This window comes from Vibrio sp. OPT20 (genome assembly GCF_963889365.1).
Lineage (GTDB): Bacteria > Pseudomonadota > Gammaproteobacteria > Enterobacterales > Vibrionaceae > Vibrio > Vibrio splendidus.
In genome coordinates this window covers 583,367-593,825 of record NZ_CAWPOA010000058.1, presented here as the reverse complement: position 1 = coordinate 593,825, position 10,459 = coordinate 583,367, and the positions used below count along the sequence as shown (strand labels likewise).

The following is a 10,459-nucleotide window of genomic DNA, read 5'->3' as shown; positions in this document are numbered from 1 at the left end:
CAAGTTCGCGACACAACCTACAGTGCTGCTCGCAATAATGAAGATAAAAAAGTAGATAGAGGCGCCTAAGCCACCAGCCGCAAGGGCTGACACACTGATACGCGACATCATCCAAACATCAGTAAGGACTAAAGCCATAGAGATCAGCTGTGAAATGATCAAAGGGAATGCAAGAGTGAGTATTTTTTTCATGAGCGCCTCAGTTAATTTCGCCCAAAATACGATCGATGAGGCTGGCGTTCAATTGATAAATTTGCGACTCTAACATTCCATAAACTCATGCGAACGAATTATGACCCCATATCCTAGCTTGCCACCCTCACATAATGGCTTAAAAGCCTTTGAAGCTGCTGCAAGGCTGATGAGCTTTACTCTGGCTGCCGAAGAGCTGCATGTGACACAAAGTGCGATCAGTCGACAGATCAAACAGCTTGAAGATGAGTTAAACGCATCACTGGTTATTCGCAAGCATCGAGCTATTGAATTAACGGTACAAGGTCATGATTTGTATGTCGCTTTGCGAGAAAGCTACGCCAATATCGAAGCTATCATTGCCTCTTGGAGTGAGCCGAAGCAGAAACGTATCGTGATCAAAGCGACCTTAAGTTTCGCGACGCGAGTATTGATCTCTAAAGTCAGGGAATTAAACGAGCGTTATCAAGATCATGAGATCGTCATAGTTCCTGTGATTGAGGAAGACGAATCGATTAATAGTAGTGAGTATGATCTACTGATCTTCCACACGCGTTTCAAAAAACGCTATGACAAGGCACCTGACATCACCTTCTTGCGTGAAGAGTTTATGGCACCGGTCTGCTCGACTAGCTTAACTAATTCGACCAACTTAACGAATAAAGACACCGACCTCGATTCGATCTTAACTTTACCAAGACTCCACCCAACCTTAGATCATCACGACTGGAAAGTGTGGTTGGCCGATGTTGAATTCCCACCAAAGAAACCCGTCAGAAATACCAGTTTCTTGTCTTTAGATATGGCACTCAGTGCCTGTTTATCCGGAGAAGGGGTTACGGTCACGGATCTATTGTTAGTACAACAAGATCTCCAGCGAGGCTTCTTATACTGCCCTAAGAATGCAAAAATCCAACACAGTGCTTGGACTTACTTCATGCACCAACGTACTCACACGCCTATCATCAATGACCTTATTGAATGGCTTAGGGAAGAGACAGTAAAAGAGATCGAGTTGCTTAAATCACTATCCCATCAGAACCATTGGTTTGGTGTTATCCAAGATTATTAGGGGATCGGTGCCTCAGTTTTAAAAATCGCATTAACCTTATAATTTATAACGTTTATTTATCGATTCGAATGACCTATCTTACGCCCTATGAACCAGTACACAGATATTGGTATCTTATTCTTAGGAGAAAGTCATGGAACAACAACGTCTAAAAGTCGCAATTATTGGTGCGGGGCTGAATGGTTTGGCACTTGCATTATCACTGCGTAAATTTGGTATTAAAGCTCGAATATACGAAAAAGCAGCACAACCACGTGCTGACGGTACTGGCATCATTATGTGGCCAGAAGGCATGCAAGTACTTGCGGCACTGGTTGGTGTCGATAAAGTCAAAGCTACGTGTAACCAAGTCGATACCATCTCGACATTAACGGCGACAGGGTTGCCCATCAACACACTTAATATGAGTGACTCTCCGAGTAAAGCTAACGCGCCAATTGGTTTATTTCACCGCAGCCGTTTATACCAACTGCTATTAAATGAGCTAGGAGATGACTGCATCGTCACTAACCAAACCTGCACTGTTGTTCAAAACGACGATGAGCCGCAGATTCTGATCAATGACGAACCCATTGATGCGGATATTATTGTGGGTGCCGACGGCGTGTTCTCTCAAGTGAGAAAGTTTGTCGCGCCTGATGTGTCACTAAGACAACCGAACGTCTATTGCTGTCGTGGTGAGATTGATTTCAAAGCATCAGAAATCAGCGATGATGAGTGTTATGTTTTTGCGGGTGATAAATCTCGAATCGTAACCTACACCTACGATCGAGAAACCCAAGGTAAATACTGGTTTGCCGCGTGTGTCGTTCAAGAGGGTGAAACGCTTTCTAAACAAACCGTGTTAGAGCAGTTCTCTCACTATCCTAGCTATCTACTGGATATGATTCGAGATACACCTGAATCGAAGATCTTACCTTCTCCACTCACCGATGTCGCCCCATTTGATACTTGGTATCGCGGCAATGCTGTTCTACTGGGAGATTCTTGTTGCGCTGTGCTGCCGACCATGGGTATCGGGTTCAGCTTGGGTATTGAGAACGCTTACGTATTGGCACAAAGCATTGCCTCTAATTTTGAAGGTACAGAGCAAGCATTCAAACGCTATCAGCAGCGTGCTCAGCAACGTTCGCATGAACTACAAAACATCACACACCGACTGAGTGAGTTGACTTACAAAGATGAGTTCAACCCAATCGAAGTAGCGGGGCTTTACCAACAGTTCGCCATTGCCAATAGTCGTTCGCCTTTCTAAACATTTGGCTCGTAAAAACGCGCCAGTTGCAAACGACTCGTTTACACAACAATAAGCCGCAGCAAATGCTGCGGCTTATGCTTTCTTTCTACCCGTTATGTTTCACTTTGTTGAGCAAACATTAAAGCTTAAACATACGCGCACTGCGTGGCGGTAGATTGAATGTATGGTAGCGAGAAGAAATGGTTTCTGTCGCGCTGCTTAATACGTCTTTGTATTGAACATTCCAATTGAATTCATGCTGGTAAGTATCAACTGTCACGCCACGCGTTTCACCACACTTGTTAATGCCAACAACGCCTTCTTTGCCACGCTTAAACAGCAAGGTACATTGGTCGCTCGAAATCATCGCCATCGATTTACCTTGCATCGCGTTATGGAAGCTGAGCATATTCTTCATATTCGAGCTATTCCAAACATTGCCCCAACGACCGTTATCCTTGTCTTCAGAATCCGGTAGGTCATCGCTGTAGATCAGTGGCGTGCCACCATCTTTACCAAGGATGTAAGCGTAAGCAAGCTGCTCGTCTTGTGGATCCATAATTTGGTAACGGAAACCGTCATTGGTTGGAATATCATGTGTGATCGCAAAAGTAATTGAACGGTTGTCATCGAGTGCTTGGCCGTACGCTTTTGGATCATGCAGTTGGTTCAAGCCACCGCCCATAGAGAATGCAGTTCGAATCGACGCAAACAGCGGGAAATCGTACGCGGAGTGATTAGTATTATTCAGGTACGGCGCTAAGAATGACTCATAGCCGCTGTTCCCTGCTCCACCGCTGGTAATCACCTCGCCAAACACATGCATGTTCGCAGTAATTTCAGACGTGAATACCTGATCGATTTGGTACTGGCTCATGTGTTTTACCGCATCAATACGGAAACCTTTGATCCCCATATCTTTTAGCGCTTTCAGATATAAACGTTGCTGTGAAACCACCCAGTTGTTTGGATCAAGGTCAGGTAAACCTACATCGCCATCGGCACCACACAAACGCCAGTACTGAACGTGACCAGGATCGTTCCAATCTGAAATACAGCCAGCTGCATGGAAATCGTTAGCCGAGACAAAACCTTGTGCTAAGCTGCCAAACAGAGTCTGGTCAGCATAGTAACTTGAACGGCTCGCATAATCGTTTAGCACTTCAGTGCCTGGGTAATCCAAGTCACTTCGCTTCCAGCTTTCATTCGCCATATGGTTCAACACCACATCGGCATACACATCAACACCCACACCTTTGAGTGCGGCAATCATTGCGGCTAAATCTTGTTTGTTGCCGAGAGGTGAATCAATGGTACGAAGGTCTTGAGGTTGGTAACGCGCCCACCATTGGCTGCCGCTAGACTTCATTGCAGGTGCCACAAGCACCTTCTTATAGCCAGCTTGTGCAATTTGATCGGCGTTGGCCGTTACGTCCGAATACTTCCAATTGAAAGCATGCAAAATAGTGTCAGCATAAGTAGCTGAGCTAAAAGAACAAACGGCAAGTGCGGATATGAGTAGGGTATTGATTGGTTTCATAGAACATATCTCTCATTATAAATTCACAAGAATGATATGAATAAGAACGACAATTAAAACGACGGATAAATCAGAGTTGAATTAGCGTCACCTTCTGTTGATGATGATTTTATAAAACTGAGCTGTCGCCGATCTTATGTGAGATAAAAACGAACAGAACTGAAATGAGAATTAATTGAATCAAGTTGACCAGAATAGGACAAAGACTTTGGTCGGCTCTTCTAAACTACGTTATGATTCCTTTTCCCCTCAACCAATTGATATTTTTATGCCTTCTTTCTCTTTTTCACTGATCCCTGTAGGGGTTCGGTTCATGATCCTTTCTGCTTTTGGATTCGCACTGATGTCAGCTTGTGTGAAATACGTTAGCAATTACGGCATACCTGTATTTGAAATTGTTGCAGCAAGGGCTTTGGTGTCGTTGATCATCAGTTATATCGATGTGAAGCGCAAACGTATTTCTATCTGGGGCAACAACAAACCTCTGTTGTTTGTTCGTGGCGCTGTTGGTACCGCAGCCTTGATGTGTGTTTACTACGCTGTAACCACTCTTCCGTTAGCAGAAGCAACCATTCTGCAATACGTGCATCCTGTCTTTACCGCGTTACTTGGCGTACTGTTCCTTAAAGAACGCGTCCAAAAGTCGACCATGATATGCATTGTATTCTGCCTAGCGGGATTATCGGTAATGGTACAGCCAAGCATGAACAGCGGTGCGAGCAGCGAGTTGCCGCTATTCAGTATTATGCTAGCGTTATGTGGCGCGTTTGGTAGCTCAATTGCTTATGTGATAGTGAGAAAACTTAGCCAGACTGAAGACAGCTCAGTGATCATCTTCTACTTCCCACTGGTCGCTCTGCCAATATCGACCGCCCTGATCTGGAACGACTTTGTATGGCCTAGCCTTTTCTTAACCATGATGCTGGTTCTGGTCGGAATTTTCACTCAGATCGGCCAATATGGTTTGACCAAAGCAATGCAAACTCAAGCAGCTGGTAAAGCTTCAGCTTACTCATACGTTCAGATCGTATTCTCAGCACTATTAGGTGTTTGGGTGTTCAATGAGATTCCATCAGTTTGGACCTACCTAGGTGGTGGCCTTATTGTGACGGGTGCTCTTATCAATGTGTTTGGCAAACAACTGTTGGTGCCGTTTAGAGCTAAGTAGATAACCAAATAACAGAGCTGAATACCAGTTAGCCAATCAGCGACTAAATAGATCGAAAAAGGGCATTGCGGATTATTCCACAATGCCCTTTTCTATAAATGTTCTAGCGCGTTTTCATTCAGCTAACCAACTTTAATAAAGCGGCGTATTACGTGATTAACTTGTGGCATTTCGTAACTTGGGATCATCACTCAAATACTCAACAAACTCGATTTCAAAGCCTGCAGGATCCACAAAGTAGACGTTTTTTCGATAAGGTTCTTCGGCACCGGGTTTGGCAATTGGGAAGCCCGCATCAACAAGGCGCTGAGTGACACTTTCGATATTATTGGTCACATAAGCGAAGTGCGCGAGGCCAACAGAATGCCCTACCAAATCTCTATTTTCACCTTCACCGTGATCGCTCAACGCGATGTATTGGTACTCGTCACCAAAATGCAGCCAGTTACGTGGCTTACCTGACCACTCCCCTTTTCCCTCGTCACGGACATACCAATGAGGGAACGCCGCTTTATAAAAAACCAGCATTTCTGGGATGTCTTTTACCACTAAATTTACATGTTCAAGTTGGATCATTCTTCTCTCCTTAAAGTATTCTCGTAAGCAACGTTGCATATCCTAATACCTCAAGTTAAGTTGAGGTAAAGGGTTAATTTACGTTTATTTTCGAGAACGTTTTTTAGAGCCCAAATTGTTCTGCTTTGACTACATACAAACCTTAAGTTTAGACGACTTAATCTAATGTGGCTTCCTTGCCTGTGTTCTGTTATTTGTGCCTTGGTGATCTCGTTGTTCAGAACAGATAACTAAATCGCGACACACATTGGCGTATTTGAAATAGGGTCACGAAACACGCTCGCTTTGAGATCAAACACCTTACTGAGCATAGTTTCGGTCATCACCGCATCAGGCGAGCCTTCTGCTATTAAACTCCCTTTTTCCAGAACCACTAAATGGTCGCAGTAACGACTGGCTTGGTTCAGGTCATGCAACACAACAACCACCGTTTTTCCTTTGGCATTCATCTGTTGCATCAGGTTCATTAATTCCACTTGGTGAGACATATCAAGGTATGTGGTCGGCTCGTCCAACATCACTACATCCGTATCTTGTGCAATTACCATCGCAATCCATGCTCTTTGACGCTGGCCACCAGACAGTGACTCAACAGGCTTATCAGCAAACTCAAGCACACCTGTATCACGCATAGCTTGTTCGACAATCCTTTGATCGTCCTGCCCTAGCCTCCCCCAATGAGACACATAAGGCGAACGGCCATATTCGACCAACTTTCTTACCGTGATCCCCTCAGGGCTTACCAAGATTTGCGGAAGAAGTGACAACGAACGAGCAAGCGCTTTATCGCCATAGCTTGATAGCGGTTTGTCTTCAAACAACACCTCTCCAGCCACTGGTTTGTTAATTCTGACTAACGTCTTTAACAAGGTAGATTTACCGCACCCGTTAGGTCCTATCAATGCGGTGATTTTTCCCTTAGGGATAGAAACCGACAGGTTCGGTATGATCGTTTGTTTGCCGTACGCGACGGAAAGATTCTGCGTTTTAAGCATGGTTACCAACCTCGATAACGATAGAGAAGAAAGATGAAATAAGGCGCGCCAATCACAGACGTGAGAACGCCTGCTGGCAATTCAATAGGTGGTTGTAGACCTCTGGCCAACCCATCAGCGCTGGTAACCAGAATTGCCCCTACCAGTGCAGATGCTGGGATCAACAACTTATGATTATGCCCAAACAACAAGCGTGCTACGTGAGGCGCCAATAAACCCACAAAACTGATCGTTCCAGCAACAGAAACGCTAACACTGGCAAGCAATACAGCGGCCAATAACGCGAGAGCTTGAATCTGTTTTGGATTAGTGCCCAATGTGGTCGCACTTTCCTCGCCAAGCCCCATCACATCTAATCGCCACGCCAACCATAATGCCATGGGTAACAACAAGAGCAGCGCACTCCAAATAAACGGGACTTGCTGCCAGTTTCGTCCCCAAAGGCTGCCAGTAAGCCACACCATAGCCGTGTTGATCTCGATCGGGTTGGTGACCAGCAAGAAGTCGATACAACTGGCCAGAAACGCACTCACCGCAATACCAATCAGCGCCAATTTGGCGGGTGTTGGCCTTGACCACCATGCCAATACAGCAATCAACCCAGCAGCCAATACCCCACCGAACATCGCCACAACCGGAAGCACACTGACTGGTGCATTGGGGAACCAAACTAAACTCGCTGTCGCAGCAAGGCCTGCCCCGGCGCTAATACCCATAAGATCAGGCGATGCTAACGGATTACGTATCACGCCTTGCACTAATACCCCTGAAAGCCCTAACCCTGCGCCCACGCTTATCGCGAGCAACATTCGTGGTAGCCGATACTGATGGATAACAAAGTCGTCGCTGGAAAACGCGACCAAATGTTCGATGACTTGAGAAACAGAAAGCGAAGCTGCGCCGACAAACAAACCTGCGGATGCCACTAATATGAGAATCCCTGATAACAAAATTATCTTAGTGTGATGGTGCATTAAGATCTCCTCGTCGCAATCAAAATAAAACAAGGTGTTCCGAGCAAAGCAGTAATAACACCAACGGGTGTTTCAGTCGGGAAAGCAATCGCTCGCGACAGTGCATCTGACCAAGACACTAATGCTGCGCCTGCCAATGCTGAAATAGGAATCAGTAAATGATAATTGTGCCCAACCATAGGTCGAACCAAATGAGGCACTAACAATCCAACAAAGCCAATTGGCCCTGCGATAGCGACGCTTGCTCCGGCAAGCAACACGATCGTCAGTCCACTTACGAGGCGAGTAAACCTGATGTTACTGCCCAACCCCACAGCTACCTCTTCACCAAGTGCCAGCAAGTTGAGGTTGCGAGCAAGACTCATCGCCAACACCAAACCAATCACTACAGGCGGCCAAAGCTGTTGCCATTGCTCATCATCGACACTAGACAGTGAGCCAGTAAGCCAATGCAAGACGCTATAAGCCATGTCGTCAGCAAGAATCAGCGCCGCTCGTGTCAGTCCGAGCAATAACGCAGTAATGGCGATACCCGCGAGAACCAAACGTAACGGATGAGAACGTTCGGAGAAAAAACCACCGAGGAGCATCACGGCACCGCCGCTTAGCAATGCACCAAGAACCGCATTAAGGATTGGGTTTAAATCACTAACCACAGGTATGCCTATTGCAGCTAACGCCATAAAACAGGCTGCGCCAGCGTTAATGCCAAGAATCGACGGAGACGCGAGTGGATTGCGCGTCAAACCTTGCATCAATAACCCAGCAACGGCCAAACCCGCACCAATAAACAACCCTGCGTAAGCTCTTGGCGCTCTTAGTGTCGCCAATATTTGATGAGTCATATTGTTTTCATCAAACGCAAACCAGTAGTGAATCAAGTCACTCAATGTTAAAGAGAAAATAGACCACCCAGTCATAGAGGCCGCGTAACCAGATAGTGCCAAACACGACACTAATGCAGTAAATAATATGACTCGCCACGACAGTATTGGCCAGAATCGATTACTTTTAGAGAACAACATCGTACTCATAATGGATCCAAGATCTGCTCAAGATTTTTCGCCATTTGTTCTGCCGCTAACATGCCTCGGTTCAATGACCAAAGTGCTGGTGACACTTCTACAACTTGCTGTTTTTTTGCAGAGTTTAGTACATTGAATAACGGATTTTTCTGCCAATCATCAACAATGTTTGGATGAGAGTAAGCGCCAAGGAGCAACCAATCCGGATTAGTTTTCAACAACAACTCAAAACTGGTTGGTAAATATGCCTTCTCTGTTGGTTTCACAATAGGGCTCGCAATACCTAATGCGGTCAGCACGCCCCCTGCGTAAGATGCAGGGCTATGTAACCACATACCTTTATCCGACACGACAGCGAATTGGACGGTTTGTTTGAGCGAGAAATGACTTTTGAATTCAGCCATGGCGTGTTGATGTTGTTGGATGCGTTGTTCCATTGACGATTGTTTATCGAGAGCGATGCCAATCTTGAGCGCAGACTCCAAATTTTCTTGATACGTCTCGCCGCGGCTTTTAAGCAGCAGCGTTGGTGCGATGCGTTGTAGATCTTGATATACAGTACGATGACGCTCTGCATCTGCGATGATCAGGTCAGGCTTTAATACCGCAATGGCTTCTAGGCTAGGCTGAGAACGCATGCCAACCGATTCCCATGGTTGAACCAATTCACGCACCGCCGGAATCACTCGTGAAGCATCATTGTCATCAGCAACTCCAACGGGAGAAACACCTACCGCAGCTAACGCATCTACAAATGAGAACTCCAGTACCACGATGCGTTGTGGCGTAGTGGCGATCTCAAACTGACCTTGCTCATCTTGTATGACCCTGGTTTGTGCTGAACTGGAGAATGAGAACAAGCTTAAAATCAGCAAAGTTAAGGTTATCGCTATCTTGCTGAATAAACACTGCTTATTGAATGACAGCAGTCCGTTCGACAGCAGCAATGGATTCGAAAACAAAAGGCGAGAGCTGTTTTCCATATTTAATTTTCCTTAAACGCTAGAACCGTGAAAGTCGCCAAGAGTATTGGCGACTTTTATTCGTTATTACTTTCAATAAATTACGTATTAGAACTGATAATTCAGATCCAAAGTGTAAGAACGTCCTGGGGCTGGATAACGACCAACGGGGCTGGTATCAATACCGCGGAAGTAATAGTCCTCATCAAACAAGTTGTTCACCGCAAGGTTCATGCGCAGCTTACTGTTTTCATCCTTGTACAAATCCGAACCTAGGTTAAAGTTCCAGACCATGTAGGCAGGCACTTTACCTGTCGCGCCCGTTGCATCTTCGGCACTTGTATTCGCATTGTCAGAGTAAGACTCGCTGAAGTAGTAACCAGACAAAGTCGTATCTACCTTGCTAAAGGCGTAAGTCGCATCCCAACTGAATTGATGTTTAGACGTATAAGGAAGTTGATTACCTTTGTTTGCACCCTCTTCCTCGATCGTCGCATCCAAATAGTTATAACCAGCGCCGAGGCTCAAAGCTTGCATCGCTTGAGGCACGTAACGACCTGAAAGTTCAACACCTTGGTGAAGTGTTTTACCAATGTTGTGAAAAGTTTGAGTTGCACTTTGCCATTGCAGCTGGTCTTCAAAATCGATTCGGTAAAGCGCCACATTGAAGCTTGTTGAATCTTGGTTATAACGTGCACCTAACTCGTAGTTCCATGCG

Annotated in this window: 10 protein-coding genes and 1 pseudogene; 3 read left to right on the top strand and 8 right to left on the bottom strand. The window is 45.6% G+C overall.

The window, feature by feature from the left end:
* A pseudogene (locus AACR09_RS14720) lies at positions 1-192 on the bottom strand (MATE family efflux transporter); the annotation flags it as partial.
* A 100-nt stretch (positions 193-292) separates the two neighbouring features.
* Here AACR09_RS14720 and AACR09_RS14715 point away from each other — a divergent pair.
* Positions 293-1,264, top strand: a complete 972-nt coding sequence (locus AACR09_RS14715; protein ID WP_193835276.1) for a LysR family transcriptional regulator — start codon at positions 293-295, stop codon at positions 1,262-1,264.
* A gap of 133 nt (positions 1,265-1,397) precedes the next feature.
* The gene (locus AACR09_RS14710; protein ID WP_193835275.1) at positions 1,398-2,519 is read left to right on the top strand and encodes an FAD-dependent oxidoreductase; all 1,122 of its coding nucleotides are present in this window, start codon (positions 1,398-1,400) and stop codon (positions 2,517-2,519) included.
* A gap of 121 nt (positions 2,520-2,640) precedes the next feature.
* Here AACR09_RS14710 and AACR09_RS14705 read toward each other — a convergent pair whose 3' ends face one another.
* Positions 2,641-4,041 carry an alpha-amylase family protein gene (locus tag AACR09_RS14705; RefSeq protein ID WP_193835274.1) on the bottom strand — a complete coding sequence of 467 codons (1,401 nt, stop codon included), beginning with the start codon at positions 4,039-4,041 and terminating at the stop codon, positions 2,641-2,643.
* A 268-nt stretch (positions 4,042-4,309) separates the two neighbouring features.
* Between AACR09_RS14705 and AACR09_RS14700 the strand changes: the two genes are divergently transcribed.
* A complete protein-coding gene (locus tag AACR09_RS14700) occupies positions 4,310-5,209 on the top strand; it encodes a DMT family transporter (RefSeq protein WP_102491615.1) in 900 nt (299 codons plus the stop codon).
* 156 nt (positions 5,210-5,365) lie between these two features.
* Here the strand turns inward: AACR09_RS14700 and AACR09_RS14695 are convergent, their stop codons facing one another.
* From AACR09_RS14695 to AACR09_RS14670, 6 genes are all read right to left on the bottom strand, one after another.
* The gene (locus AACR09_RS14695) at positions 5,366-5,785 is read right to left on the bottom strand and encodes a VOC family protein (protein ID WP_193835273.1); all 420 of its coding nucleotides are present in this window, start codon (positions 5,783-5,785) and stop codon (positions 5,366-5,368) included.
* A gap of 230 nt (positions 5,786-6,015) precedes the next feature.
* Positions 6,016-6,780, bottom strand: coding sequence for a Fe(3+) dicitrate ABC transporter ATP-binding protein FecE (gene fecE / locus AACR09_RS14690; protein WP_193835272.1), 765 nt, complete (start codon positions 6,778-6,780; stop codon positions 6,016-6,018).
* Between the two features lie 2 nt (positions 6,781-6,782).
* A complete protein-coding gene (locus tag AACR09_RS14685) occupies positions 6,783-7,754 on the bottom strand; it encodes a FecCD family ABC transporter permease (RefSeq protein WP_065605436.1) in 972 nt (323 codons plus the stop codon).
* Positions 7,754-8,788, bottom strand: coding sequence for a FecCD family ABC transporter permease (locus AACR09_RS14680; RefSeq protein WP_193835271.1), 1,035 nt, complete (start codon positions 8,786-8,788; stop codon positions 7,754-7,756). Before AACR09_RS14680 ends, AACR09_RS14685 begins: the two co-directional genes overlap by 1 nt.
* A complete protein-coding gene (locus AACR09_RS14675) occupies positions 8,785-9,762 on the bottom strand; it encodes a Fe(3+) dicitrate ABC transporter substrate-binding protein (protein WP_193835270.1) in 978 nt (325 codons plus the stop codon). Before AACR09_RS14675 ends, AACR09_RS14680 begins: the two co-directional genes overlap by 4 nt.
* Before the next feature lie 87 nt (positions 9,763-9,849).
* The coding region (locus AACR09_RS14670) for a TonB-dependent receptor domain-containing protein (RefSeq protein ID WP_228010623.1) at positions 9,850-10,459 on the bottom strand (610 nt) is incomplete at its 5' end.

Coding starts and splice junctions, on each gene's coding strand:
- AACR09_RS14680 (WP_193835271.1), bottom strand. CDS start 8,788: ATGAGTACGATGTTGTTCTCTAAAAGTAATCGATTCTGGCCAATACTG.
- AACR09_RS14710 (WP_193835275.1), top strand. CDS start 1,398: ATGGAACAACAACGTCTAAAAGTCGCAATTATTGGTGCGGGGCTGAAT.
- AACR09_RS14705 (WP_193835274.1), bottom strand. CDS start 4,041: ATGAAACCAATCAATACCCTACTCATATCCGCACTTGCCGTTTGTTCT.
- AACR09_RS14675 (WP_193835270.1), bottom strand. CDS start 9,762: ATGGAAAACAGCTCTCGCCTTTTGTTTTCGAATCCATTGCTGCTGTCG.
- AACR09_RS14685 (WP_065605436.1), bottom strand. CDS start 7,754: ATGCACCATCACACTAAGATAATTTTGTTATCAGGGATTCTCATATTA.
- AACR09_RS14700 (WP_102491615.1), top strand. CDS start 4,310: ATGCCTTCTTTCTCTTTTTCACTGATCCCTGTAGGGGTTCGGTTCATG.
- AACR09_RS14715 (WP_193835276.1), top strand. CDS start 293: ATGACCCCATATCCTAGCTTGCCACCCTCACATAATGGCTTAAAAGCC.
- AACR09_RS14695 (WP_193835273.1), bottom strand. CDS start 5,785: ATGATCCAACTTGAACATGTAAATTTAGTGGTAAAAGACATCCCAGAA.
- fecE (WP_193835272.1), bottom strand. CDS start 6,780: ATGCTTAAAACGCAGAATCTTTCCGTCGCGTACGGCAAACAAACGATC.